Origin of the sequence: Saccharopolyspora antimicrobica, from assembly GCF_003635025.1 — a bacterium.
Taxonomy (GTDB): domain Bacteria; phylum Actinomycetota; class Actinomycetes; order Mycobacteriales; family Pseudonocardiaceae; genus Saccharopolyspora; species Saccharopolyspora antimicrobica.
Genome location: NZ_RBXX01000002.1, coordinates 5,595,975 through 5,621,630, shown reverse-complemented (window position 1 = coordinate 5,621,630; position 25,656 = coordinate 5,595,975). Strand labels below are relative to the sequence as shown.

The window sequence follows — 25,656 nt, the reverse complement described above, 5'->3', positions numbered from 1 at the left end:
GGCAACGCCTTGGCCTTGCGGGGGCGCAGGCGAGAACCGATCTCCAGGACCATCGGGCCCACACGATGGCCCGTGGGACGCTGAGGATCATTTAAAATGATCGCCGGGAAGCTGCGCTCTGTCATTACCGCGCGGCATCATCCCGAGACCTACTTCGAAAACACGTCGTCGGAGCACCTCGATCATAAGGTGCCTTGCGATCTCATCAGGTGCACGGCACCAGCGGTATCGAACCCCGACAGTTTTGGGTTTCACTTTGCAAGCAGGCCGGACGCTACTGAATCTTCTTCAGACGGCGCACGACTTCGCGGATCGCAGGCCAGGTCGACGGCTGGGAAATCGGGCAACCTTCCACGGATTAGCCGCAAGATGCCTCCTGTGAGATCAGCTCGGGCAGATTGCAGGACAGCTGGACGACCGTCAGCCACGGCTTGTGCTCCTACGCGAAGGCGACAACTCCTGAATGGGGGATGCCCAGGTTGTCCCATGGCCACACCAGCCGGAGCGCCAAACATCCCATGCATAACGACGATCGGGTCGCGGTAGTCGGCTTAGGCGAAACTCTTCAGCTCGCCTTATAGTCGTGTTCATGTGGATCGCATCGGCCATCGTTGTCGACGTGCCGCTCTCCAGCCCACACACCGCCGCGATCCAGCTGGCCGGGTCTCGGCCCGTGGTCGTGCTGCTACGCCGAGGCGCCGAGACCGCACGCTCGGAGAGCACGCCGACTGAACTCGTGAGGACCTCAGACCTCGTTGCTGGCCTCTTAATTGGGCCATCGAGCCGGCATATGGCACCAGAAATCCTCGCCGAGTGCCGCCGGATACTGGCCCGGGAGCCGTCGAGCTGCGTGATCTTTGTCCAGAGGCGCAACCCTCCGCGAGTGATCTATCGCGAGGATCCGCCGATCGACGCCATACTCGCGCCGGCCGCGACCTTCCACGACGCAGTCAGTCGTTCGCGGGACCCCGAACACGCTGTCTACGTTGTTACTTCCGCGGTGCTCCGCGGTGCGAGCGTCCGGCAGCTGCTAGTACGCACGATCGGCGCACCGCAGCTGCCTGAACCACCTGCACGGGTAGCGCCGATCACGACCCTGGTCCCGCATCGCGGCCCGTTCGAGAATTTCCGTGTTTGCATGCACTACATCGCCCACCAATGGGCGCGTTGCGAGAAGACGCAAGTCTACTTCGACGAGGACCTTTCAGACCAGCACGCGGAATGGCTCGCGCGAAACCCGGCGATCGAGGCTTATCAGTCAAGCCGCCCTGGCGCCGGCCCGTATCCGGGCCGCCACTACCTCGCTTCCCGAGCGAGCACACCGTGGATCATGTTTCAAGACTCCGACGACGCCCCTTGCGCCGATCGTGTTGCTCGCCTGTCGGCGGCGTTCTCAGACGGTGATCTTCTGGGGAGTCACGAGGTCCGGCTCGACGACTTCCGCGAAATCATCTACCCGGTCCGGTATCCGCTCGACGTGAACGACGCCCTAGTGCGCGAGGCGGGCCACGCACTGCTGCATCCCACCTCCATGGTTCGCAAGAGCGCATACGTCCAAAGTGGTGGATTCTCCACTCATCGCGTCATGGGAAGCGACACCCAGTTTCTACTGCGCGCCCACTTTTCAATGCAGATCCGAAATCTCGACGAGTTTCTTTACGTCAAGCGCGATCGCGCCGGCTCGCTCACACGGTCGCCGCGTACGATGTTGGGCTGCCCGGAAAGATTGCGCCTTCAACAACTGTGGGTGGATGCATTCCGTCGGACTGACGACGGCCAAGCGATCCTTGAGCAAACTGCGCTCGCGGCCGAGCACCACGGAGACGTTGCGATCGAGCGCATCAAGCAAGGGGACCGTTGAGGTCTGATCAGACATCGGTCCAGGCAAGGCGTATCGGGGACTGCCACGGCCCCTCACAGGCTTGTACCGGGAGAAGGAGCAGTTCCGCTACAGATGCCTCGACCTCAGCCGATACTGCTACCGCACCTCTGCAGCCGAGGGCTCTTGCGGGTCCAGCAGACGAGGACGCCATCGACGGCGGCCCCCAAGCCCAGTTCCAAGCTGACACCGATTCAGTCGTAAACCAGCGCCACCGCCCTGTGCGAGTGCGTTCGCACACAGGGCTGAAGCCTCCGAAAGTCCGCTCCCCAACGTACGAAGAGCTCACCGCGGCAACGAGTCGTTCAGGATCGTTGACCTGCGGCTTATGCAGTTGAGCACAGTTGGAAGAGCCCTTATGTGTGAACTATGTTCAACGCGACGCGCTGACCTGCGAAAACATAATTCCGCAGGTCAGCGCAGATTCGTTCAGAGCGGTTAAGGCCCGTTCGCATGATCACGTCGATGATGCTCGATGACGCCACCGACGAGCACCTCATTCCCGCGAATCCCCTCCACCACCGGCGGCACCGCGGCCGCCGAACCCTAGCCCGACGATCTGAACCTGTCGTGGCCACACCCAGGCAAGTCATCGACATTGCAGAACAAGCACGCCTGCTAGGCGGCGACACCGCCGCCACCCTCATCATCACCGCCGCCTACACCGGTGCCCGCTGGGGCGAACTCACCGGGCTCCAACGCACCAACACCCACCTCAACGACGGCCACATCACCATCGACCCCGACATCGGAGCCCTTCACGAGATCAACGGCGCGCTCAGCCTAGGACCACCCAAAACCGCCGAATCAGCCCGAACGATCACCCTTCCCGACTTCCTCATCAACCTCCTACACCAACACCTCACCCCCACGACCACGCATTCGTCTTCACCACACCCCACCGCCATCCGCTCCGACGCAGCAACTTCGACCGCCGCATCATGCGCCCACCCCGCGACGGCACCACCGAACCAGACACCCCACTAGCCCCCATCGCCCCACACCTCACCTTCCAAGGACTACGACACAGCCACAAACCTGGCTCATCAGCGACGGCATCCCCGAAGTCGCCCAAGCCCGCCGCCTCGGACACCGACTCCCCGACAAATTCCAAGACATCTACTCCCACATCGCCCCCGAAACCGAAGAACAGCTCCTCACCGCTCTCCAACACCGCTGGACCCAAGCCCAGAACCACGAATCAGAACCCCCTGACCCCTTGACCAGCGAGGAAATCCCACCGCTACCCGAGCCGGAGCCCCTCCTCACGCAACGCGTCCCACACCGAAGTACCCAACCGGCCATACCATCCCTGACCTGCTGAAACAGTCGGGCCTTGATCAACAAACCCCACTGAACGAGTCGAACGAAGGTTCGACAGGGCCGACCAGAACGCGACCCCTTTCCGCCCCAGGCAAAGATCGCGACTCCCAAAATCCTCCCAAAAATCCACAACCAGCCACAGTGGACGATCAACAACTGATCCACACCACAACGCAAAAGGCCCGTTGACCTGCACTTACGTGCTGATCAACGGGCCTTTCGCTCCGTCGGGATGACAGGATTTGAACCTGCGACCCCTTGACCCCCAGTCAAGTGCGCTACCAAGCTGCGCTACATCCCGACTCACCTCTTGGGGTGTGCCGATAGCTTACCGCACCTCCGAACGGGCGATCATCTACCCCCCTGGTTCGACATTTTCGCAGGTCCAGGCGTCGACCGCCGCAGTCAGGGCTCGGTTCCAGGCCGCCAGCAGCCGCTCCCCCTCCGCCGCGGTCGCTCCGCGCGGGTCGCCGAGGACTCCGCTGGGCGTCACCGCCGCCAGACCCTTCTCCCGGAGGGTCGGGAGGATGTCCGGGAGCGGGGTCGTCGTACCTCGTTCCGCGCGGTCGAGATGGACCGCTGCTGGGCGCAGGGCCAGCATCACCGATGTTTCGGTGCGGCCCGCGTGGGTGTCGTCGGGTCTGCCCGGTGGTGACCAGGCGAGGACTCGGCGGCCTTCCGCGCGCAGGGTTCGCAGGGCTCGACCGAGTGGCTCGGTGTTTCCTCCGTGGGCCGAGACCACGAGCACTCCCGCGTACGCGTCCGCTGAGCGGGCCAGCTCCAGGACGAGCAGTTCCACCGCTCGCTGGCCGATCGACAGGGTTCCCGGGAAGTCCGCGTGCTCGCCGCTGGAGCCGTAGGCCACCGGTGGGGCTACCAGGACCGGGCGGTGCTCGGCCAGGCGTTCGCACAGGGCCACCGCGATCTCGGTGTCGACGGTGAAGGGCAGGTGGGGGCCGTGTTGCTCGGTCGCTCCCAGCGGCACCGCCAGCAGGGCCGGTTCCGCGAGGTCCGGCCAGGTCAGATCCGCCAGGTTCGTCATGGCCGCTCCGTCGGGACGCTGCTGCGGCCGCCGACGTCGGACAGGACCGGTAGCAGCGGTGTTGCGGTGCGGCTGCGGAGCGCGCCGCAGAGCACTCCGCAGCCGTAGGCCGCGTCGTCGGCGAGGCGGGCCAGTGTCCAGCTGGCCGGGTCCAGCGGTGGGCGCTCGCGGACCCAGTCCAGCAGGTGCCGCAGCGCCACCGCTGTCAGGATGCGGCGGCCACTGCGGCTCATCGCCAGCAGGGGGATCGCGAGCGGCGCCCAGGGCCTGCCGATCGCGTCGGCCAGGTAGCGGCCTGCGCCGAGTGTTCCGAGAGCCGTCAGGCGCAGCGATTCCTCCACCGGGACTCCGATCTTGCCCAGCTTGCGGGTCAGGAGAGCCGCCGCGCCGCTGGTGACGATCAGTGCCGGGGCGATTCGGCGGGTGCTGAGCAGTGCCCACGCGGCCACGCTCCACAGCGACGTCCGGACCGGGGCGACCGCTGTGCCGTGGCGGGTGGCGAGCGGGCCGGCCGATGTTCCGTAGCTGAAGCGCTGGCGGAGCAAGGCCGTCCAGGTCCGGCGCGGTCGGTGGTGCACGGTGGATGCCGGTTCGTAGCGGATCCGGTGGTGCTGGGCCAGGCGCCAGATCAGGTCGACGTCTTCGCCGAAGCGGAGGTTCTCGTCGAATCCACCCGCTTCGCGGAGCACGTCGGTGCGGACCACCAGTGCCGCCGAGGGCACGTAGCTGATGCGGCTGCCCGGCTGCACCAGCCCTGGTTGATCGCCGAGATCCAGCGGGGATCTCGCGGCCTCGTAGCGGTCGAGCGCACTGCTGCCCGGGACGCTGCGGACGCGGGGCGCCACTGCCACCACATCGGGGTCCTCGAAGTGGCTGAGCAGCGGTTCGAGCCAGCCGGGTTCTGCCTCGACGTCGGCGTCCAGGAAGGCCACCAGCGGCGTGGTGACCAGTCGCAGGCCCGAGTTCCGGGCCGCTGCCGGACCTCGGGGCACCTGGTGCCGCACCGATGCGCCCGGTATCGGGTGCCGCGATCCGTCGTCCACGACGATCGCCGAGTCCGGTGCTCGGTGGTGGTCGTCGCGCACTGGAAGCACCACGGTCACGTCTTCGGGCCGGAACCGGGACTGCTCGTAGCGGGGGTGCGCCATCCCTGCGCCGACCAGGCGTTTCGCGAGCGCTGCGCCTGTAGTCACCGGTTCGCCGGCGATCCACCGGTCGACCAGGCGCGCTCCTGCCGCGCTCAGCCGCAGCACGCGGAACGGTGAGCCACCGGCCAGGGCTCGACCGTCGGCGAAGCGGCGGAGGCCGGGGTCGGGCACCAGCCGGAGGGTCATGCGGTGAAACCTCCATCGGCGTGCACCACGGTTCCGGTGATCGCCGAGGACCGCTCACCGCACAGCCAGCACACCGCCGCTGCGACCTCCTCGGGTTCCAGGATCCGCTCGACGAGCTGGTGCCGGCTGAACTCCTCGACGTCGGGCAGGTCGTAGTAGGCCGCGGTGGCGGTGAGCATGTCGGTGCGGGTCGATCCCGGCGAGACGGCCGTGGCGGTGATCCCGGTGCCGCGCAGGTCGGTGGCCAGGCCTCTGATCAAGCCGACCACGGCGTGCTTGGCCGCGTTGTACCCGGCGAGGTGGTACAGCCCGCGGTGCGCGGCCGAGGAGGCCAGCGCGACGAAGCGGCCGGAGCGCGGTTCGGGCTGTTGCAGCATTTTCGGCACGGCGGCGCGGGCCAGGTTCGCCACGCCTCGGACACCGACGTCGAACAGGGCGTTCCACTGCTCGTCAGTGGTCTCCCAGAGCGGTTCACCACCTGCCATGACCGCGGCCGCCGCGACCGCTGCGTCGATCCCGCCGAACTCGGTCTCGGCCACTTCGACTGCGTGCCGGACGGCCGCGTCGTCTCGGACGTCGGCGACCACGTCACGGACTGAATCCGGCCACTGCTCGACCAGTTCTCGCAGCTGCGCGCGGGTTCCGAGCGGATAGGAGGCTCCAGGGAGCTCCGCGCAGATGTCGACGGCGACAACGCGCCAGCCCTCGGCGGCGAGCTGCCGGACCACAGCGGCGCCGATCCCGCGCGCCGCACCGGTGACGATCGCGACCCTGCTCATGGCCTACCCGCCTCTCCGCGATTCACAGTGGCGGTTACGTTCGGGATTGATCTCGCGTTTCGTGGTTTCTTGTGGCTGGTTCACGTCACGGTCCCCTGGGGTGCGGTTGCGCAGGACTGGGGTTGCTGCTCATGACCGCTCCACTGTTTCTCTCGCGACAGGGCCGGTTTCGAGGTAGCCGTGGCGGTGCAGGTACGCCAGCAGGACGTCGGCGGCTTCCGGTGCCGGGAGCGGTCCGACGATCGCCGGTGGGGTGCGTTCGACCAGCGCTCCGGTGAGCTCCAGGATTCGGTGGTGCGCAGTAGCCGCTGTCGGGGGCGGTAGTTCGCGCGGGCGCGGGCGGCGCGGGCGGGCGGAGACCGTCGGCCCCCGTCGGGTGTCGAACGGCACCGAGGGGATTGGGGCGCGTTGAGCGGCCAGCACGGCTGGCAGGCTCGCTCGCCGTAGGCGGATACCGCCTTCGACGGAGATGACTGCGGGGGTCGGCAGGCGAAGGACCTCGCGGCGTCCGCCGTCCAAGCGTCGGTGGGCCAGGACTGTGCGGCCCTCGGTTTCGAGCTTGACGACACCGAGCGCCTGCGCGGCGCCTAGGCGCGCGGCGATGAACGCCGGAGTTGTGCCGGTTGCGCCGTCTGAAGATCTGTCGCCGCACAGCACCAGGTCAGGGGTTGTGCGCAGCGCGGTTGTGATCGCCCGAGCGGTTTCGGCGCCGTTGGATGCCAGCCACCGGGCGTCGGGGGCGGTGTCGCACTCGACTCGAATCGCCTCGTGCGCTCCAGCGGCCAACGCCGTTCGCAGCACCTCGTCCGCTTCCGGCGGCCCCACCGTCATCGCCACCACATGCCCGTCCAGCTCTTCAGCGAGCCTGAGCGCATGCTCCAGCGCAGCGAGCTCGGCGGCGTTGGGACCTCGGTGGTCGGTGGTGAGGCTGCCGATCAGCGGGTCGACCTCGATGCGCTGCCACGACCAGCTCAGCGCTGCGACGATCTGCATGTCAGCCCTTCCGGAAGACGACGCCGTGCCCGCCGTCGGGGTAGGTCCAGGTGATGGCGCCCGCCGAGTTGCAGAGCTGGTAGCAGGTGCCGCACTCGAAGCACTGCTCGTAGTTGAACAGGATTCCGCCGTCGTCGGTGGGCACGAACAGCTTCGCCGGGCACGCCGGCACGCACGCCCTGGTGGTGCAGGAGCGGCAGACTTCGGTGTCGACCGTGATGTGCGGGCGGTCGCCGACGTCGAACTCGACCGTGGACATCCGGTCCGCGAAGGACATCTCGTGGTGCATGCTCGCTCCTCACCCGAAGGTCCGGAATCCCGCCCAGGCGTCCGCGGCGAGTTCGCGCAGGCGGATGCCGTGGCGGGCCGCCGTGCGGCGGAACAGCTTGCGCAGACCCGGTTTCGGCTCCGGGTTGCGAACGGTGAAGACCTCCTGGGCCAGGTCGCAGAGCAGTTTCGGGTACTGGCGCTGAACCCGCTCCGAGAGCACCAGGTGCGGTGCGCGCTGCAGGTTCTTGTGATCGGTGAGCACGAAGTTGTCCTGCAGCCGCTTGCGGTAGCCGGACAGGTCCCGGCTTCCGGCGGCGATGGCTTCGGCTGCCGCGCGACCGGCCGCCAGCCCGGAGCCGATGGCGAAGTTCACGCCCTCCAGCCAGATCCCGGCCGCCAGGCACATCGCCGCCGCGTCACCTGCGACCAGCATGCCGTCGGTGCTCAGCGGCGGCATGCTGCGGTAGCCGCCTTCGGGGATCAAGTGCGCCGAGTACTCCTTGAGCTCGGCACCGCGCAGGTAGGGGGCGATGCCGGGGTGGGCTTTGAAGTCGGCGAGCACGTCTTCGGGACGGCGGCCCGATTCGGCCAGCCCGGTCAGCGACAGGACGACGCCGATGCTGATCGTGTCCCGGTTGGTGTAGACGAACCCGCCGCCCGGGATGCCCCCGGTGCAGCCGAGGACTTCGAAGTCCGCGCCCTCGTCGCCGCGCAGGCCGAACCGCTCCTCGATGCTCTTCCGGGGCAGCGCGAGGGTCTCCTTGACGCCGAGGGTGTGGTGCGCGGCGTCGGTCGTGGGCAGCAGCCCGGCTTGCTTGGCGAGGAACGAGTTGACGCCGTCGCAGGCGATGACCACGTCGGCGCGGATGTCGCCGTCCGGGCGATCGGTGCGCACGCCGACCACGCACCCGCCGTCGCGCAGCAGCTCGGTGGCCACCGTCGAGGTCACCAACTGCGCTCCGGCGTCCACCGCCTTGCCCGCTAGCCAGGAGTCGAAGTCGGCGCGGTAGGTGGTCATGCCGTTGTGGGGTGCACCGGCCCAGTCCTGGGTGCGGAAGTCGATGGTCAGCGCTTGGGTGTCGGTCAGGACCATCGTGCTGCGGCGGGTGACCCAGCGCTGCACGGGCACTTCTTCCCACCAGTTCGGCAGGACCTCGTCGAGGACCCGCCCGTAGACGACTCCGCCGTAGACGTTCTTGGCGCCGGGGAACGGGCCGCGTTCCAGCAGGACGACGCTGCGCCCGGCGCGGGCCAGCTCCAGCGCGGCCGCCGAGCCGGCGGGGCCGGCGCCGACCACCACCGCGTCCACCCGCTCACTCATCGGCGGCTCCGTTCAGTCGGCGGGCGAGTTCGCGCAGGACCTCGGGAGCGTCGGCGACGATGCCGAGGTCCGCCATCGCCGTCATCGGGCAGGAAGGATCGGTGTTCACGCTGATCACGTGCTCGGGCCTACCGAGCCCGCCGACGTGCTGGGCCGCGCCCGAGACGCCGAACGCGATGTAGAGGGCGGGGTCGACGACCACCCCGGTGGTGCCGATCTGGCGGTCGTGGCCCGCCCACCCGGCATCGGTGACGACCCTGGTCGCACCGGCCGACGCGCCGAGCGCGGCGGCGACTTCGGTGAGCGTGCGCATCACCGCGGCGCCGTCCTCGCCTGTCCGCACCAGGCCGGCGCCCGCGCCGAGAATCCGCTGGGCTTCGGTGAGTTCGACGGTTTCCGGGTCCGGGTCGAGGATCTGGGCGGTCTCAGCGTCGAGGACGTCCTCGGGCAGCGTCACCGGCAGTTCCACCGGTTCCGGGCTCGGCACCGGTTCGGGCACGCCGCGCGCGTTCGGCTGGAGCGTCACCACGACCGGTCCGTTGAACTCGACCTCCACGGCCAGCCGGTCGTCCGCCCGGGACAGCTCGACGTGCGTGGCGGTGCACCGGCCGGCACCGGCGAACAGCTGCCTGTCTGCGCGGAAAGCGAGCCGCGCTGCGAGATCACGCCCATCGGGCGATGCCGGGAGCAGCACCACCGGAACGCTGCGCAGCACCGGGGCCAGTGCCTCGGCCAATGCGCCGAACGCGACTCGCGGGACTTCGCTCGTCCAGACCTCCCGCGCGGCGATCAGCCCACGAGCAGCCGCCCGGGTCCCCGTCCCGACCAGCAGGACCGCTCCCCCGCATTCGGCGACGGCTTCGTCCGCGCCGCTGGGCAGGACCGCGTCGCGGACGACCACGACGGCCAGCACATCGGGAAGCCCGGTCACAAGCCCACCGCCAAACGATGTCCTTCGACGACCGCGGCATGCGCACGGCGCGGGGCGATGCAGTCACCGATCCGGTGGACCGCGAACGGCGCGTCCTTCAACTCGTGCCACAGATCGTCCTCGGGGGCCTGGTGAGCTGCGCAGACGACCCAGTCGAAGCGTTCCTCGGTCATGTTCCCGGTGGTGTGCTTGAGGATCTGCAGGACCATCCCATCGGCTTCGGCGGCCGACATCACGACCTCGTCAGTGCGCTGCACGATGCCCTTCGCGTGCGCCCGGATGTTGAAGGTCTCCATGTCCAGGGTCACGCCGAGGTCCTGGCAGACCACCATGCCCGGCGTGGTGATCTGCACCCGGCAGCCTCGGTCGGCCAGCAGTTCGGCGACCGAAGCGGCCTGGTGGAAGCCGAGTTCGTCGACCACGAGCACATCGCCTTCGGGAGCGGCGCGGCCCTCCAGCACGTCGCGGACGTCGACGACGCGATCCGCGCCCCCGGCCCAGTGAACGGGGTGCGGACGGGCACCGGTGGCCAGCACCACCACGTCGGGGCGCTCGCCGCGCAGCATCTCGGCGGTGGCCGCCACGTTGGTCTTGATGTCCGCGCCGAAGCGCTCGCACTCAGCCCGGAGGTTGCGCACCACGTCGAGGAACTCGGCCCGGCTGGGCACGGTGGCCGCGACCGCGACCTGGCCGCCGGTGGCAGGTTCCCGCTCGAACAGGGTCACGTGGTGGCCGCGCTCGGCAGCCGTCGCCGCGGCTTGCAGGCCCGCCGGTCCGCCGCCGACGACGAGCACCCGCTTGCGCAGCCGCGGCATCGGCAGCGGCGTGGACTCCCGCCCGGCGCGCGGATTCTCGATGCAGCCCAGCCAGCGGTTCAGGCCCATCCGCCCGACGCACTCCTGATTGCACGACAGGCAGGTCCGGATGTCGCTGCGGTGCCCCGAACGGGCCTTGCCCGCGAAATCCGGGTCCGCGATCTGCCCGCGCACGACACCGACCAGGTCGCAGTGGCCCTCCTCCAGCGCGCGCTCGGCCTGCAGCGGATCCTTGATCCGGCCGACGCCGACCACCGGCAGGTCCACCGCGCGGCGGATCGCGTTGGAGATGAACAGCGCGTACCCGGGCGGGATCGTCATGGACGCCTCGATCATGTAGAGCGTGGAGGTGGCCACGCCGATCGAGGTGTTGATGTAGTCGACCTTCCCGGTGGCCTCGACCATCCGCGCGACCTCGACGGCCTCGTCGATGGTGGTGCCGCCCTCGATCAGCTCGTCGCCGCACAGCCGGACGCCGAGCGCCCGGTCCGGGCCGATCGCCTCCCGGACCACGTCGATGATCTCCAGCAGGATGCGGGCGCGGTTGGCCAGCGGACCGCCGTAGGCGTCGGTTCGCACGTTCGTCGCCGGGGACACGAATCCGCGCACGATCGAGGAGTGCGAGCACTGCAGCTCGACACCGTCGAAGCCGCCGTCCGCGCAATGCCCGGCCACGGTGCCGTAACCGGCCACGACCTCGGCGATCTCGTGCACGTCGATCGCCTTCGGCACCTCGCGGAACATCGGGTCGGGCACCGCCGACGGCGCCCACACCGGCAGCCTCGAATACATCGAGGACGCCTGCCCGCCGTTGTGGTTGAGCTGCGCGAGGATCGGAACGTCGTGGGCGTGGACGGCCTCGGTGATCCGCCGGTACCCGGGCACCACCTCGGGCCGGAAGCCGTGGATCAGCTTCTCGTAGGGCCAGTCGGTCGGGTGGGTGGAGTGCTCCTCGGTGATGATCAGTCCGGCGCCGCCCGCGGCGCGGGCCGCGTAGTAGGCGGCGTGCTGGTCGGTCGGCACTCCGTCCTGGGCGTAGTTCGTCAGGTGCGCGGAGAACACGATGCGGTTGCGGACGGTCAGCGACCCGATCCGCAACGGGGAGAACAGATAGCGGTGTTCGCTCATCTCGCGCCCTCCAGTGCGGTGATCCGGTGTGCAGCGCGACGGCCTTCGAGGATCGCTTCGTGGATCGTGCGGGGCGCCACGCAATCCCCGGCCCGCAGCGCTCCGGCCGGTTCCGGGTTGGGCAGCCGGTGTCCGCAGTGGACGACCACCGCGCAGGGCACGTCGCGACGCTGAGCGGTGAAGACGTCTTCGAGTACCACGTGGTCAGGATGCACTTCGCGCAGCAGCGAGCGCTTCTCCAGGCGCACACCGGCGCGCTGCAGGCGTCCGTTGGCGTCGGCCAGGTCTCCGGTCAGAGCGAGCTGCGTGCCGACGACCTGGTCCTGAGTGACGATGGAGGTCTCCCGCCCCTGCTCGGCGAGCAGCTCGGCGACACCAACGCCCACCGCATCGCCAATCGGGTCGAACACCACGACCGGCCCGTCCGGCAGCACGTCGTGCGCCAGCATTCCGGTGACGTCGATGACCGTGCCGCCGAAGTCCGCATAGGCACGCGGGCCCGGCGTCGAGCCGGTTGCGATCACCGCGTACCGGCTGGTCAGGTCCGCTTCGGTGCCGAGAGTGACACGCACTCCGAGCCGGCGTACCTCCGCCTCGAGCCAGTCCGCGAGCAGCTGCAGCCTCGCGCGACCACCGACCTGCGCGGCGAGCAGCAACGACCCGCCCAGCCTGTCACCTCGCTCGACGATCTCCACCGAATGCCCGCTCAGCGCCAGAACGCGCGCCGCTTCCATCCCGGCCGGGCCACCTCCGACGACGAGCACGTCGCGCGATGCCGCAGGAACACCGGCTCCCTCGGTTGCCTCGTGCCCGCTGAACGGCTCGCCGATACACGAGATGATCGGGTTGCGGTTGTCCCGCACCCGGCACTTCTGGTTGCACAGCACGCACGGCCTGACCTGCTCAGGACGTCCGGAGCGCACCAGCTCGACCAGTTGCGGCTCGGCGATCTGCGCCCGCGTCATCTCGACCAGGTCCGCGACGCCGTCGTCCAAGGCCCGCTGCGCTTGTGCCGGGTCCACGACGCTGCCCTGCAGGACGACCTGGGGCGAATGCTCCTCGGTGCGCACCGCTTCGCGGATCTGGCGGCAGAGATCGATGTTGAAGCCCGGTTCGGTGTGCAGGTCCGGGCGGGTCGCCGAGGTCGCCATCGCCGAACCGCGCACGACCACCAGGTAGTCGATCCGGTCGGCGACCGACCGCGTGATCCCGGCGGCCTGCTCCGGGGTGATGCCCGCCCACGGAGCGAGTTCGTCGCAGGACAACCGCAGACCCACGACACCGTCCCCGATCGCGTCCCGGACCGCGATGAGCACCTCGCGCAACAACCGGACCCGGTCCTCGCCGTAGCCGTCGGAGCGCTGGTTGGTGAGTCCGGAGAGGAACTGCCGCAGCAGGGAGAACTGCCCCGCTTCCAGCTCCACCCCGTGCAATCCGGCGCGCACCGCCGAACTGGCCGCCGCGGCGAACCCGGCCACCAGCGCGTCGATCTGCTCCCGCTCGACCTCCATCGGTAGCTCACGGCTGACCACGTCCGGCACGCGCGACGGCGCCCACAACGCCTGCTGGGAGAACGCCGACGAGCCCTGAGATCCCGAGTGGCCGAGACCGGCGAGAACGATCGCACCGTGCGGTCGGCACGCCTCGGCGACCGCCGCCCACCCCGTAGCGCACTCAGCGGCCAGCGGCGCCCGCTCGTAGGGCCAGTCCGAGGCGTGCACGCTGGCTGTCTCGGTGACGATCACACCGGCACCGCCGGCCGCACGCGCCCGGTAGTAGGCGACGTGGCGGTCCGAAATGGCCCGCCCGCGTCCCAAGTTCGTCTCGTGCGGCCCGAACAGCACCCGCGAGGGTGCTTCAGCAGAACCGAGCCGCACACCTTCCGCGAGGCTCATGCACCGGCCGCCAGCGGACTGGAGTCGCAGGGCTTGGCCGGCACCAGTGGCAACCCCAGACTCACCTTGCGCCGCGAGGACCGGGAGTGGTCCTGCGACGGCTTCGGCAACCCGGCTCTGTCCACAACGGACAAGGCCGTTCCACCGTGGCCCTTGACGCATTCCGGGTCGGGTCCGTCGAGCGGGAGGCCGGTGAAGAACTTCGCCGCCATGCAGCCGCCCTGGCAGGCGTCGAACGCCGAGCAGGACTGGCAGGCACCACCCGACTGCGGCCTGCGCAGCTCGGTGAACAGCTCCGACTCGCGCCACACCCGGGCGAATCCACCGGCGTCCCGGACGTTGCCGGCCTTGAACACGTCGTGGATCGCGAACGGACAGGCGTAGACGTCACCCACCGGGTCGATCAAGCACACCACCCGGCCCGCGCCGCACAGGTTCAACCCCGGCAGCGGAGTGGAACCCAGCGCGTTGAGGTGGAAGAACGAATCCCCGGTGAGCACCCGGTCGCCGTGCTCGACCAGCCAGGCGTAGATCTCGTGCTGCTGGGCGTCGGTCGGGTGCAGCTCGTCCCACACGTCCGCGCCGCGCCCCGACGGCCGCAACCGCGTGATCCGCAACTGCGCGCCGAACTCGTCGGCGATGGCCAGGAAATCGTCCAGCTGCGCGACGTTCTGCCTGGTCATCACGACCGAGATCTTGAAGTCCCGCATGCCGGCGTCCGAGAGGTTCCGCAACGCCCGCATGGCCATGTCGAACGAACCCGGCCCGCGAACCGCGTCGTTGACCTCCCGCGTGGCACCGTCCAGCGAGATCTGCACGTCCACGTAATCGGTGGCGGCGAGCTGTTCGGCCCGCGCGCGGTCGATCCGCAGGCCGTTGGTGGAGAACTTCACGCCAACCTGGTGCTCGACGGCGTAGTCCAGCAGCTCCCAGAAGTCCGGGCGGACCGTCGGCTCACCACCGCCGACGTTGACGTAGAACACCTGCATCCGCTGCAGCTCGTCGATCACCGCCTTCATCTCCGCGGTGCTCAGCTCCCGCGGATCCCGCCTCCCCGAGGAGGACAGGCAGTGCTCGCAGGCGAGGTTGCAGGCGTACGTCCACTCCCAGGTCAGGCAGATCGGGGCGTCCAGCCCGTCTTTGAACTGCTCGACCAGGGAGGGCACCGGTTCCACCGCAGTCACGTCGTCTCCACTCCGTCAACGGGGCCGGATCATGTCCGAGGCGGCCAGCGAGGCCAGCGCCCGCCGGAACTGCGGCCGACGCTCCTGCGGCACGGCCAGCAGCGCTTCCTCGACGCTGGTGTGCTCACCCAATCCGCGCACCAACTCCACCAGTTCGGGGACCTTCAAGAACGACAACTTCCGGTTGCCGAAGTGGTACGCGAGCGCCCCGAACGGTTCGGGGCGCAGCGCGACCTGCGGATTCAACCGGTAACCCAGGCTCGTGTCGAACTCCGCCGCGGTGGCCATCAGTAGACCCCGCACATCCCGTCGATCGAGACCTCCTCGACGAGCAGCTCCTCCTCGACGACCGGCTCGGTGGTTCCCGCTTCGACCTGTTCCTCAGCCATGGGATGCTCCTGTCGACGTTGACCGATCCACCGCCGACACCGTATTTGCACCCGGTGCAGATTTGGAAGACCTGGAGCAGGACCTCTTGGGAAGCAACACCGTTGGAGCAACCGCGCGAAGCCGTGGACGACGGAGGGTCACCAGCGCCGCCGAGCTGGAGCAGGTGGCCTTCGACCTCTTCGACGAGCAGGGTTTCGAGAACACCACGGTCACCGACATCGCCAGGGCCGCGGGCATCGCGCGCCGGACGTTCTTCCACTACTTCCCGTCCAAGAACGACGTCCCGTGGGGCGATTTCGGCGCCGAGCTGGCCCGGCTGCGCGCCGATCTGCACGCCGCCCCCAGCGGAATCCCGCTGATGGACAACATCCGGCACTGCCTGGTCGAGTTCAACCGGGTGCCGTCCGAGCAGGTACCGGCGCACCGGCGGCGGATGCGGTTGATCCTCGGCGTCCCGGCACTGCAAGCCCACTCGACCTTGCGCTTCCACTCCTGGCGGGAGGTCATCGCCGAATTCGTCGGCGAACGAACCGGACAACCGGCCGGCGCACTCGCTCCCCAGACCATCGCGCACGCGACGCTGGGCGTGGCACTCGCTGCCTACGAGCGGTGGCTCGACCAACCCGATGCCGAACTCACCGAACTGCTGGACGCGGCGATGCGCGAACTCGCCGCCGCGTTCTCCGGGGCCGGACCGGCCCGGCGGGAGCGGCCAGCCTCGACGGGAACGAGACATCAGGAGGCCGGGATGCCCACCGGAGAATCCGCCGTGCAGACCGAGTTCACGCCCCGGATCGGCAAAGTCGCGCGCCGTGAGCTGGCCGTCCACGGATTCACCCGGTACGCCCAGCTCACGGACGTGACTCCGGCGGACCTGCTGAAGATCCACGGCGTGGGCCCCAAGGCAATCCGGATCCTCGGCGAGGAGCTCGCCGAGCAGGGGCTGTCCTTCGCCGACTCGTGAGCCGAACCGCTTCGCGGGGGCCGGATATACCGCGAGGCGGTTCCCGGCCCCGTCGGCTCAGTAGTCGGCTTCGTCGTAGACCACGACTCCGCGCAGGTTCTTGCCGTCGAGCAGGTCCTGGTACCCGGTGTTGATCTCCTCCAGCCGGTAGGTGTTGGTCACCAGCTCGTCCAGCTTCAGCGTGCCGTGCCGGTAGAGCTCCAGCAGCCGCGGGATCTGGGTGCGCGGGCTGACGCCGCCGAAGATCGCGCCCTGCACCCGCTTCTGCAGCAGGGTCAGCTCGAAGAGGTTGAGCTTGGCATCGATCTGCGCGTGGTGGCCCATGCCCGTGACCACCACCTGCCCGCCCTTGGCGGTCATCGACACCGCCGGCTGCAGGTGCTCGCCGGTCGTGTCGCCGATCGTCAGGATCACCGTGTTCGCGTTCTGCCCCCAGGTCAGCTCCGAGACCACCCCGGCGGCCTCCTCCATCGAGGCGAAGGCGTGCGTCGCGCCCAGTTCCAACGCCTTCTGCTGCTTGAACTCCACCGGGTCGACCGCCACCACGTACCGCGCCCCGGCCGCCGCCGCACCCTGCACCGAGTTGATGCCGACCCCGCCGATGCCCACCACGACCACCGTGTCCCCGGCGCGCGTCCCGCCGATCTCGGTCGCCGATCCCCAGCCGGTGGACACGCCGCAGCCCAGTAGCGCGGCCTTGTCCAGCGGGATGTCGTCCTCGATCTTGATCACCGAGGCCTGGTTGACCGTCACGTACGGCGCGAAGGTGCCCAGCAAGCACATCGAGACGACCGGTTCACCCCGGTAGGTCGTCCGGTAGGTGCCGTCGGAGATCGCCCGGCCGGTCAGCAGCCCCGCACCGGCGTCGCAGAGGTTCTGCATGCCGCGCGCGCACGGACGGCACGTGCCGCAGCCGGGAATGAAGGCCAGCACGACGTGGTCGCCCTCCTGCAACCCGGTGACCTCGGGCCCGACCTTCGTGACCACCCCAGCGCCCTCGTGACCGCCCACGACCGGGTAGAACGCGGAGGGGCTGGCACCGGTGCGCAAGTGCTCGTCGGAGTGGCACAGCCCCGATGCCGCCAGCCGCACCTGCACCTCACCGGCAACGGGGTCTCCCAGCTCGATCTCATCGACCTCCCAGTTCTCGCCCGGGCCGTGCAGCAGAGCAGCCTTGGTCTTCATATCCACTCCTCGTCGAATGGGCACCGAAGGACGTACGGCTCCCCGAGCATGGGAAGCCGGATGATCTCAGTCAAGGGTCCGGGTCTGGCGGCTCGCCCCCCTGACCCGCGCGGCCACCGCAGATCCGGCAGCGACGCCACCGCGCTGGTCAGAAGCGCTGCTTCCCGCATATTCCTGAAAACCGGCCAGCCGAGGAAGTAACGCCTGACGGAACGGGAGCAGGCGCCACTGCCTCCGGCGAACCTCTCGCCGAACGCGAAGCGACCCCAGTTGATCGCCGATAGCTGTTCAGCGCAACCGATTTTATCGGCCAGCACTTCCTGAGTTCGCGAAACTCGGCCCTGCTCAACCAAAAAGCGAAATACCCTCAGTGTTGATCACTCCATCGAGCGACCATTATTTACTCGAATCCACGTTCGACTCCTGCAACACTGGTAGCACGCCAACGGACCGCCACAGCAACTCCGCAGTCGACAGTGGACCGTGAAAATCATTGTCACGACGCGCTAAATCGCTGTCTTCGATGATGCGCGCGATCCATCTACGAGCGCGCCGATCAGCGGCGAACAGCTAGTCACACCGAGGAGAAGGAGCACGGCCATGTTGTCGAAGTACCTGCGGAACGCGATCGGTCTCGCCTCGACGATGGACATCCGCCCCGCCACCGGCTCACGCCGAACCAGCCGGTTCGGGAGCGCGGACGATCAGCACCGGGCATGGCGAGTGGTGCAGCAGCTTGTGGCTCGTGGAGCCCAGGTGCGCCCCCGCAACGCCACTTCGGCCGCGTGCACCCACGACCGCGAGCTGTGCCTCCCGCGCTCGGGAGAGCAGCTCGGTCGTCGGTGTACCGCGCCCGATGAACCTGAGCACCTCGACGTCCGGATAGCGCTCGCCCCAACCGGCGAGTACTTCCGCGACGAACCGAACCGCCGTGTCGCCGACGACCTCGCTGGGCAACCGCGAGCGCAACCACTTCAGATCGAGTCCGACGACTTCCCAGGTGTGCACCACGTGCAGCGGGACGTCCCAGTCCGCCGCGGCGGCGAAGGCCTGCGCCAGCACCAGATCGGCGGAGAGGTCGTCGTCGATGCCGGCGAGCACCGGGCCGGCGACCGGGAACCTGAGCGGGTCGCCGGTGTCCGGCACGACCGCGACGGAGCACTTCGCGTGCGCCGCGATCTTCACGGCGACCGATCCGGCGAGCAGCCCGGTGAACCCGCCGAAGCCGCGGTCGCCCACCACGACCAGGTCGGCGGCGCGGGACTCGTCGATCAGCACCGGCACGGGCGAGCCGGCGCAGGCCGCCGCGTCCACCGCGACATCCGGCACCTGCTCCCGCGCAGCGCTCGCGGCCACGTCCAGGCAGCGCGCGACCTGCTCGCGCACCTGTTCGCGGTGCTCCTTCGGCCAGTGCAGGCCGGGGAGCTCCGGCAGCACGGGCGTGGTGGTCGGGTCCGCGTAGACGATCCGCAACCCGGATCTCCGCCGAGCCGCTTCGCGCGCCGCCCAGCGAGCGGCGTTGAGCGCCACGGCGGAGCCGTCGACCCCCGCCACCACACGTCCGAACCCACTCATCCCGGCCCTCCCAGCGCTGCTCAGGACGACAGCACCAGGGTGGGCGAGTTCGCCGCACCTCGCCCGGTGGGACCGGGACTACCGGGTCGGCATGCGGCCGGGCACCAGCAGCTCGGTGTTGCGGTCGCCGAGTTCGCCGAGCTGGGCCAGGTCGGTGTGCGGGTTGTTGAAGGCCAGTTCCCGGTAGAGGGAGGCGAGTGCGTCCGGGGACCTGTCGTCGTAGTCGGCCTGGTACGGGCTGTCGGCTTCGATGAGCGTGGTGAACAGCGACAGCGTGCCGTCCTCGTTGTCCACCAGTTCGATGATCCGGGCCAGCTGCGGGAAGTCCACGTGGGACGCGGTGTTGATCTCCCAGAAGCCGCAGGCCGGGTCGTCGGCGTGGTGCGGGGTGATGGTGTTGCGGTGCGTGTGCCCGTTGACCCAGGCCAGCACGTTCGGGAAGCGCTTGAGCAGCCGCACCACCGAGGCACCGCTCTTGCGGATCTCGCCGGGCCGGCGGAAGTCCGGCAGCAGCGCGGTCATCGTGCCGCTGGTGTGGTGGCTGAACAGGATGAACAGCTCGTCGGTGACCGACTGCCGCTGCTTCCGGCCGAGCCCGTCGTAGTACACCGAGCTGCCCGCGGTGAGAGTCTTCTCCAGCCAGCGGAACTGGGCCAGCCCGAGCGATCCCTCGGCGAAGCCCGCGGTGTTGGTGCTGTCCAGGCTGATGCCGGTCACGCCGGGCGCGATCGGGAACGTGTAGTAGGGCTCGTCGTGGTCCTCGCCGAACCCGTGGCCGACCGGGCCCGGACCGGTGTTGGCCGGGTCCCGGTGCGCCTGGATGAAGTCCTCGGTGTTGAACGGACGGCGCCGTTCGTCCGGGGTGACGGTGCGGATCAGCCCGGTGCGGGTGGTCATCACGCTGGCCGTCCGCTGCTGGCTGCGGCCCTCCATGAGGGCCACGATCTCGCGCTTCTCCCGCTCGTCCCGGCCGATGATCTTGCGCGAGCCGGTGTACCAGTCGACCAGTCCCGGGATCAGCTCGTCCGGCACCGTTCCGACGACGCTGTTGTCGTGGTTGCCGAACACCGCGTACCAGGGCATCCGCAGCCCCGGGCTGTCGAAGGGCTGGAGCGCGTCGCCGAGCAGTCCGGGCAGCACCGGGTACCCGAGCTCGCGGAACCGGTCCGAGACGCCGCCGTCGGGGTGCCAGTACAGCGGATCTCCGGAGTCCTGCACGCCTTCGTAAGCGGTCCGATCTCCGGTGTTCGGCGTGACCCGGCCACCGTTGAGCACGCCGAAGTACCAGTCGAGCTCGGCGAGTTCGTGGTTGTCGGTGCTGTCCCCGGTGGTGATCATGAAGTCGATCGGGCGTCCGGTCACCGGCGCTCCGGGCAGCGAGTTCACCCGGCGCACGAGGTGTGCCGCACCGAGCGAGGTGAGCATTTCCTGCGGGCGGTGCGCGCCACCGGCCAGCGGGTGGACGTACTCGAAGCGGGCCGGGCTCTGCGCGTCCACCACGTGCAGGTCGGTGAACTGGGTGAACGCGACCACCGGAACCCGGCGGTCGACGCGGTCCGTCCTGCCCACCACCAGGTCGGTGCGGACCACCTGCGGCCACCCCGGGCCTGCCGTGAGCCGCCGGTAGCCCTCCCCCGCTTCCGGCTGCGCCACGGCCTGCAGCGTGGTGCCCGCGCTGTAGGCCAGCCGGGGCCTCGCACCCCTTCCGAACGACGGTGTCGCGCTCACCAACCCGCTGCCGAGTACGGCTCCGGTGATGCCCGCAGCCCGGAGGAAGCCACGCCTGTTGATCCCTGCCATGTCGGTACCCAGCCCATCCGCCCTGATCATCGAACTGATCAGAAAATCTTTCACGTTTGATGGGCGCAGTCCACCCCCAGACAGGTGACGAGCTCACGAACAGCTGGCAACACCGTGGAAAGTCCACAGTGGCCAATGCGGCAGCGCTTCTCGTGCCGTGGCCGAGCGGGTGGGTGATCACCGGTTCAGCCGCACGAACGGCCTGATGGCTGATCAGACCAGCGGGCGACCGGTGCGGATCCGGCGGCGGAGATCCCAGAGGACCAGGTTGTACGGGAAGTGCCGCAGCACGGGCGGCAGGTGCCGGACGATCGCGCCGATCACCGCCATCGACCGGTCGAAGCGGCGCTGATCCCGGGCTGTCCAGGGCAGGTGCATCTCCTCCCGGAACCGCTCTGGAAGGAATCCGGCCGTGACGAACTTGTTGAAGCGTCCGAACAGCACCGACAACGGGCGGGGAAGCCAGGCCAGCATCGTCACGTCGAGGAGGTATTCCCGCACCGTGTCGTCGATGGCGATCCGGTCCAGGGATTCGGTCCAGTACCGCTCGAACGCGGCGCGATCGCTCGGCCACACCTCGGGCGGCACCTGCAACGTCGTACCCAGCACCGCAGCGTCGCGGTAGAACGCCTCGGCGGTCTCCGCGTCGGGTTCACCGAAGAAGAGGAGGTGGAGGTCTTCGAACCCCTTGTACAAGCAGGCAGCGACCCACAACTGAAGATCCGGGTCGAAGGCGTTGTAGGCGACCGGACTGGAGTCGGTGGAGCGCACCTGGGCGTGGGCGCGGTTGACACCGCGTCGGAACAGCTCGCGCTCGCGGGCGGTGCCCATCGTGGCGACGGCGATGTAGGCCAGTGTCGTGCGGGTCCGCTTGACCGGGTGCCGGAACAGCTGACCGCTCTCCACCCGGCTCTCGACCACGCCGTAGCCCACCCCGGGCCTGGCCAGCTGCATGATCACGTTCGCGTTGCCTGCGAGGAGCCCAGCCCCCGTCACCGCGTTCCGGACCCGGGTGGTCGTGTCCGCCGAAGCCGTCACCGTCCGCCACCCTCCGCACGAGGTCAATTCTGCACACGGCCGTTTCCAGTTAGGGAACCAGCGATGCCGCTGATCTGTCAAGATTGTGCCCATGGGCACGTCTCCACTGCGGGTCTACGGCGGGGTGCAGGGTGATCACCGCAGGGCGGAACGCCGGGCTCAGCTGCTCGAGGCCGGGCTGGACCTGCTCGGTGCCTCCGGCGACGGCCCGGCGCTGACGGTGCGCGGCGCGTGCCAGCAGGCCGGGCTGGCGACGCGCTACTTCTACGAGAGCTTCGCCGACCGCGATGCGTTGGCCGCGGCGGTGTACGACCACGTGGTGGACGACCTGGCGACCACCACGCTTGCGGCCGTCACCACCGCCGGACCGGACGAGCGGGTCAAGGTGCGTGCCGGGCTGGAGAACATCGTGCGGACCGTCGCGCGGGATCCGCGCCGCGGTCGGCTGCTGTTCTCGGTCGGCTTGAGCAGCCCGTTGCTGGCCCAGCGACGGTTGGACTCCTCACGGCTGTTCGCCGCGCTGCTGGGCGGTCAGGCGCAGGACTTCTACGGGATCACCGAGAGTCCGCACCTGGAGCTGACCACGCACTTCATGGTGGGCGGCCTGGCGCAGGCGCTCACCGCCTGGCTCGACGGCACGCTGCGGCTCGACGAGGGCGGACTCGTCGAGCGGTGCACCGAGGTCTTCCTGGCCATCGCGGCCGGGTTCGGGACCGCGGACACGGCCGACTAGCGCTTGGCCCGGGGCAGTTCGGCGCGGACGCCGAGCAGCCGGACCGGCCGGTTCAGGGGGAAGCGGTCCAGCGCCGTGCGGGCGGCGCGTTCGAGGGCGTCGGCGTCCCGCGTCGGGCTGGGCAGCGATACGCCGTGGGTGTGCGTGGCGAAGCTGGAATCGCGCACCTTCACCACGACGCGGCGGGCCACCTTGTCCTCCACCGCGAGGTCGGCTGCCACCACGTGGGACAGCCGCCGAACCTCCGCGCGCATCTCCTCGACATCGCGGAGGTCGCGCTGGAAGGTCACCTCGCGACCGTGCGAACGGGCTTCCTCGGGTTCTTCGGTGACCGGGGTCGAGTCGTAGCCGTGCGCGAGCGCGACCAGCCACGGCCCGATGTTGGGGCCGAATTCGCCTGCCAGATCCGCCATTTTCGTGCGGGCCAGATCGCCGACCGTCGCGATTCCCCTGGCCGCCAGCTTCTTCGCGGTCTTCGCGCCGACACCCCAGAGCGCGTCCGTCGGCAGCTCTGCCATGACCTCGACCCAGTTGGCCATCTCCAGCCGGAACACCCCGGCCGGTTTGGCGAAGCCGGATGCGATCTTCGCGCGCAGCTTGTTGTCCCCGATGCCCACCGAGCACGCGAGCGCGGTGCGCTCCCGGACCTGCTGCTGCACCACTCGCGCGGTCTGCTCGGCGTCTTCGGTGTCGACGAGCATGAACGCCTCGTCCCACCCGGCGACTTCCAGAAGGCCGCCCAGGTCGCGCAGTGCGCTCATCACGTCGGCCGAGGCGGCCAGGTAGGTTTCGTTGTCTGCGGGCAGGAACACCGCTTCGGGGCAGCGGCTGGCCGCTGTCCGCAGTGGTGTCCCGGAACGGACTCCGGCGGCACGGGCCTCGTAGGAAGCGCCCGCCACCACTCCGCGCTGCGTCGGGTCGCCGCTGCCGCCGACGAGCACCGGCCGCCCCCGCAGCTCCGGGTGGCGCAACAGCTCGACGGCCACGATGAACTGATCAAGATCCACGTGCAGCACGACCCGTTCCACGCTGCCAGCATCGACGGGTTCCGCCGATTCCGCCAGACCTCGGTGCGCGACACTGGCGGGATGAGCAAGCGAAGCGCTGGCATCCTGCTGTTCCGGTTGGCCGACGGTGTCCCGAAGGTCCTGCTGGTCCACCCCGGTGGGCCGTTCTGGAAGAACAAGGACGCGGGTGCCTGGTCGGTGCCCAAGGGCGAGTACGAACCCGGCGAAGACGCGCGGGCGGCGGCGGTCCGGGAGTTCACCGAGGAGACCGGTGCTGTGCCGTCCGAGCACGAGCTGCTCGCGCTCGGGGAGGTCAAGCAGCGCAACGGCAAAGTCGTCACCGCCTGGGCCGTCGAGGGCGATTTCGACGCGACCGCGTTGCGCAGCAACGAGTTCGAGCTGGAGTGGCCGCCGCGATCCGGTCGCCGCCAGCTGTTCCCGGAGGTCGACCGCGCCTTGTGGTGCGATCCGGACACCGCGCGGGAGAAGCTCAACCCGGCGCAGGTCGCATTCGTCGATCGCCTCCTCGACTCACTGCGCGAGGCCGGCCGGCTCGCCTGACCAGGGCCCCGGAACGAACTCCGCCCCGCCTGGCTCGGTGGCCAGGCGGGGCGGAGCTGTCCGTGCGGGAAGGCTCAGTCCTCGATCGAGCTTTCCTTGGTCTCCTTGCTGATCACCAGCGCGATCAGCGTGGTCGCGCCCATCGCCGCGAGGTAGACCCCGACCCAGCCCAGGCCGTAGGAGCTGGCCAGCCAGGTCGCGATGTAGGGCGCGACCGAGGCGCCCAGCAGGCTGGCCAGGTTGTAGGACACCGAGGCCCCGGTGTAGCGCACCGCGGTGGGGAACAGCTCCGGCAGCACCGCGCCCATCGGCCCGAAAGTCATGCCCATCAGGCCGAGCCCGACGATCAGGAACGACACGGTCGCGACGGTCGAGCCCGCACCGAACCACGGGCCAAGCAGCAGGCCGAACACGATGATCGCGCTGGTGGTGACGATCAGCGTGGGCCGCCGCCCGTAGCGGTCGGCCAGCAGGCCCGCCACCGGCACCGTCAGGCCGAAGAACACCACCCCGATCATCAGCATGATCAGGAACGACGAGCGCTCGTAGCCCAGTCCGGTCTCGGCCGTGCCGAAGGACAGCGAGAACACCGTCATCAGGTAGAACAGCACGTAGGTGGCCAGCATGATGAAGGTGCCCAGCATCAGGGCCTTGAAGTCGCTGCGGAAGACCTGCGCGAACGGCACCTTGGCCCGCTCGTTGCGCGCCACGACCTTCGAGAACGCCGGGGTCTCGTGCATGTTCAGCCGCACCCACAGGCCGACGACCACCAGCACCGCGGAGACCAGGAACGGCACCCGCCAGCCCCAGGACAGGAACGCCTGCTCGTCCATCAGCTCGGACAGCAGCAGGAACAGCCCGTTGGCGAAGAAGAACCCGATGGGCGCGCCCAGCTGCGGGAAGGTGCCGAACAGGGCGCGCTTGCGCGGCGGGGCGTTCTCGGTGGCCAGCAGCGCGGCGCCGCCCCACTCACCGCCCAGCCCCAGCCCCTGCCCGAACCGGCAGAGCGCCAGCAGCAGCGGTGCGAGGACGCCGATCTGCGCGTAGCCGGGCAGCAGACCGATCACCACGGTGGAGATGCCCATGGTCAGCAGCGAGGCCACCAGGGTGGACTTGCGGCCGATGCGGTCACCGAAGTGACCGAAGAGCGCGGAGCCGACCGGGCGGGCCACGAAAGCGATCGCGAAGGTGGCCAGCGACTGCAGGGTCGCGGCCGTCGGATCACCCGCCGGGAAGAACAAGTGCGGGAAAACCAGCACCGCCGCGGTCGCGTAGACGTAAAAGTCGTAGAACTCGATGGACGTGCCTACGAGGCTGGCGATGACCACCTGCCGGGTCGAGTTTCGCGGGGTGGGATCACCCGGTGATCCGGAGTCCCGCACTCCTGGTGCTGGGACGTGGCCGACAGCCATGGCGCCGCAACCTCCTCGTTAACACGATCGGACTACAGCACTGTAATCCGCGACCGACCACTTGCCGAGACGGGGTTCCCGCATCGTGGGCATGCTC

Annotated in this window: 23 protein-coding genes and 1 tRNA gene; 5 read left to right on the top strand and 19 right to left on the bottom strand. The window is 69.1% G+C overall.

Annotation, left to right across the window (positions count from 1 at the left end; all coding sequences use genetic code 11):
• Positions 1–589 precede the first annotated feature (589 nt).
• Together ATL45_RS26925 and ATL45_RS38530 are read left to right on the top strand one after the other, a co-directional pair.
• A complete protein-coding gene (locus ATL45_RS26925; protein ID WP_143121590.1) occupies positions 590–1,861 on the top strand; it encodes a glycosyltransferase family A protein in 1,272 nt (423 codons plus the stop codon).
• A gap of 483 nt (positions 1,862–2,344) precedes the next feature.
• The gene (locus ATL45_RS38530; protein ID WP_143121591.1) at positions 2,345–2,866 is read left to right on the top strand and encodes a site-specific integrase; all 522 of its coding nucleotides are present in this window, start codon (positions 2,345–2,347) and stop codon (positions 2,864–2,866) included.
• Between the two features lie 563 nt (positions 2,867–3,429).
• Here the strand turns inward: ATL45_RS38530 and ATL45_RS26920 are convergent.
• The 13 genes from ATL45_RS26920 to mftA form a co-directional block, all read right to left on the bottom strand.
• Positions 3,430–3,503: transfer RNA gene (locus ATL45_RS26920), tRNA-Pro, on the bottom strand.
• 54 nt (positions 3,504–3,557) lie between these two features.
• Positions 3,558–4,244 carry a mycofactocin biosynthesis peptidyl-dipeptidase MftE gene (gene mftE / locus ATL45_RS26915; RefSeq protein WP_093149383.1) on the bottom strand — a complete coding sequence of 229 codons (687 nt, stop codon included), beginning with the start codon at positions 4,242–4,244 and terminating at the stop codon, positions 3,558–3,560.
• The gene (gene mftF, locus ATL45_RS26910; RefSeq protein WP_093149386.1) at positions 4,241–5,578 is read right to left on the bottom strand and encodes a mycofactocin biosynthesis glycosyltransferase MftF; all 1,338 of its coding nucleotides are present in this window, start codon (positions 5,576–5,578) and stop codon (positions 4,241–4,243) included. Before mftF ends, mftE begins: the two co-directional genes overlap by 4 nt.
• Positions 5,575–6,357, bottom strand: a complete 783-nt coding sequence (locus ATL45_RS26905; RefSeq protein WP_093149388.1) for a mycofactocin-coupled SDR family oxidoreductase — start codon at positions 6,355–6,357, stop codon at positions 5,575–5,577. The genes mftF and ATL45_RS26905 overlap by 4 nt, the downstream gene beginning before the upstream one ends.
• Before the next feature lie 129 nt (positions 6,358–6,486).
• Positions 6,487–7,350 (bottom strand): mycofactocin-associated electron transfer flavoprotein beta subunit, encoded by an 864-nt coding sequence (locus ATL45_RS26900; RefSeq protein WP_093149391.1) that lies wholly within the window; start codon positions 7,348–7,350, stop codon positions 6,487–6,489.
• Position 7,351: 1 nt separating this feature from the next.
• On the bottom strand, positions 7,352–7,639 hold the full coding sequence (locus ATL45_RS26895; RefSeq protein WP_093149392.1) for a ferredoxin family protein: 288 nt from the start codon (positions 7,637–7,639) through the stop codon (positions 7,352–7,354).
• Between the two features lie 9 nt (positions 7,640–7,648).
• Entirely contained in the window at positions 7,649–8,941 is a 1,293-nt protein-coding gene (locus ATL45_RS26890) for an FAD-dependent oxidoreductase (protein WP_093149397.1), read from the bottom strand.
• A complete protein-coding gene (locus ATL45_RS26885) occupies positions 8,934–9,872 on the bottom strand; it encodes a mycofactocin-associated electron transfer flavoprotein alpha subunit (RefSeq protein WP_093149401.1) in 939 nt (312 codons plus the stop codon). Before ATL45_RS26885 ends, ATL45_RS26890 begins: the two co-directional genes overlap by 8 nt.
• Positions 9,869–11,815 carry a mycofactocin system FadH/OYE family oxidoreductase 2 gene (locus ATL45_RS26880; protein WP_093149405.1) on the bottom strand — a complete coding sequence of 649 codons (1,947 nt, stop codon included), beginning with the start codon at positions 11,813–11,815 and terminating at the stop codon, positions 9,869–9,871. Before ATL45_RS26880 ends, ATL45_RS26885 begins: the two co-directional genes overlap by 4 nt.
• On the bottom strand, positions 11,812–13,710 hold the full coding sequence (locus tag ATL45_RS26875) for a mycofactocin system FadH/OYE family oxidoreductase 1 (RefSeq protein ID WP_093149410.1): 1,899 nt from the start codon (positions 13,708–13,710) through the stop codon (positions 11,812–11,814). Before ATL45_RS26875 ends, ATL45_RS26880 begins: the two co-directional genes overlap by 4 nt.
• Positions 13,707–14,894: a mycofactocin radical SAM maturase gene (gene mftC, locus ATL45_RS26870; protein WP_093149413.1), complete on the bottom strand. Its 1,188-nt coding sequence runs from the start codon at positions 14,892–14,894 to the stop codon at positions 13,707–13,709. Before mftC ends, ATL45_RS26875 begins: the two co-directional genes overlap by 4 nt.
• Positions 14,895–14,909: 15 nt before the next feature.
• On the bottom strand, positions 14,910–15,182 hold the full coding sequence (gene mftB, locus ATL45_RS26865) for a mycofactocin biosynthesis chaperone MftB (RefSeq protein ID WP_093149414.1): 273 nt from the start codon (positions 15,180–15,182) through the stop codon (positions 14,910–14,912).
• Positions 15,182–15,283 carry a mycofactocin precursor MftA gene (gene mftA / locus ATL45_RS26860; protein ID WP_093149417.1) on the bottom strand — a complete coding sequence of 34 codons (102 nt, stop codon included), beginning with the start codon at positions 15,281–15,283 and terminating at the stop codon, positions 15,182–15,184. Before mftA ends, mftB begins: the two co-directional genes overlap by 1 nt.
• 62 nt (positions 15,284–15,345) lie before the next feature.
• Between mftA and mftR the strand changes: the two genes are divergently transcribed.
• Positions 15,346–16,248 carry a mycofactocin system transcriptional regulator MftR gene (mftR, locus tag ATL45_RS26855; RefSeq protein ID WP_342775305.1) on the top strand — a complete coding sequence of 301 codons (903 nt, stop codon included), beginning with the start codon at positions 15,346–15,348 and terminating at the stop codon, positions 16,246–16,248.
• Between the two features lie 57 nt (positions 16,249–16,305).
• Here mftR and ATL45_RS26850 read toward each other — a convergent pair whose 3' ends face one another.
• The 4 genes from ATL45_RS26850 to ATL45_RS26835 all read right to left on the bottom strand — a co-directional run bounded on the left by ATL45_RS26850 (position 16,306) and on the right by ATL45_RS26835 (position 21,846).
• Positions 16,306–17,433 carry an NDMA-dependent alcohol dehydrogenase gene (locus ATL45_RS26850; protein WP_093149421.1) on the bottom strand — a complete coding sequence of 376 codons (1,128 nt, stop codon included), beginning with the start codon at positions 17,431–17,433 and terminating at the stop codon, positions 16,306–16,308.
• Between the two features lie 669 nt (positions 17,434–18,102).
• Positions 18,103–19,008: a universal stress protein gene (locus tag ATL45_RS26845; RefSeq protein ID WP_093149426.1), complete on the bottom strand. Its 906-nt coding sequence runs from the start codon at positions 19,006–19,008 to the stop codon at positions 18,103–18,105.
• A gap of 78 nt (positions 19,009–19,086) precedes the next feature.
• On the bottom strand, positions 19,087–20,808 hold the full coding sequence (locus tag ATL45_RS26840) for a TIGR03767 family metallophosphoesterase (protein ID WP_093149430.1): 1,722 nt from the start codon (positions 20,806–20,808) through the stop codon (positions 19,087–19,089).
• Between the two features lie 213 nt (positions 20,809–21,021).
• Entirely contained in the window at positions 21,022–21,846 is an 825-nt protein-coding gene (locus ATL45_RS26835; RefSeq protein WP_246025561.1) for an oxygenase MpaB family protein, read from the bottom strand.
• Positions 21,847–21,937: 91 nt separating this feature from the next.
• Between ATL45_RS26835 and ATL45_RS26830 the strand changes: the two genes are divergently transcribed.
• Positions 21,938–22,579 (top strand): TetR/AcrR family transcriptional regulator, encoded by a 642-nt coding sequence (locus ATL45_RS26830; protein WP_093149438.1) that lies wholly within the window; start codon positions 21,938–21,940, stop codon positions 22,577–22,579.
• On the opposite strand, the gene ATL45_RS26825 is transcribed toward ATL45_RS26830, so the two are convergent.
• Positions 22,576–23,607, bottom strand: a complete 1,032-nt coding sequence (locus ATL45_RS26825; RefSeq protein ID WP_093149441.1) for a DNA polymerase IV — start codon at positions 23,605–23,607, stop codon at positions 22,576–22,578. The two genes, ATL45_RS26830 and ATL45_RS26825, sit on opposite strands and share 4 nt — an antisense overlap.
• A gap of 60 nt (positions 23,608–23,667) precedes the next feature.
• Between ATL45_RS26825 and ATL45_RS26820 the strand changes: the two genes are divergently transcribed.
• On the top strand, positions 23,668–24,147 hold the full coding sequence (locus ATL45_RS26820) for an NUDIX hydrolase (RefSeq protein ID WP_093149806.1): 480 nt from the start codon (positions 23,668–23,670) through the stop codon (positions 24,145–24,147).
• A 74-nt stretch (positions 24,148–24,221) separates the two neighbouring features.
• On the opposite strand, the gene ATL45_RS26815 is transcribed toward ATL45_RS26820, so the two are convergent.
• Positions 24,222–25,559: an MFS transporter gene (locus tag ATL45_RS26815; RefSeq protein ID WP_093149445.1), complete on the bottom strand. Its 1,338-nt coding sequence runs from the start codon at positions 25,557–25,559 to the stop codon at positions 24,222–24,224.
• Positions 25,560–25,656 lie beyond the last annotated feature (97 nt).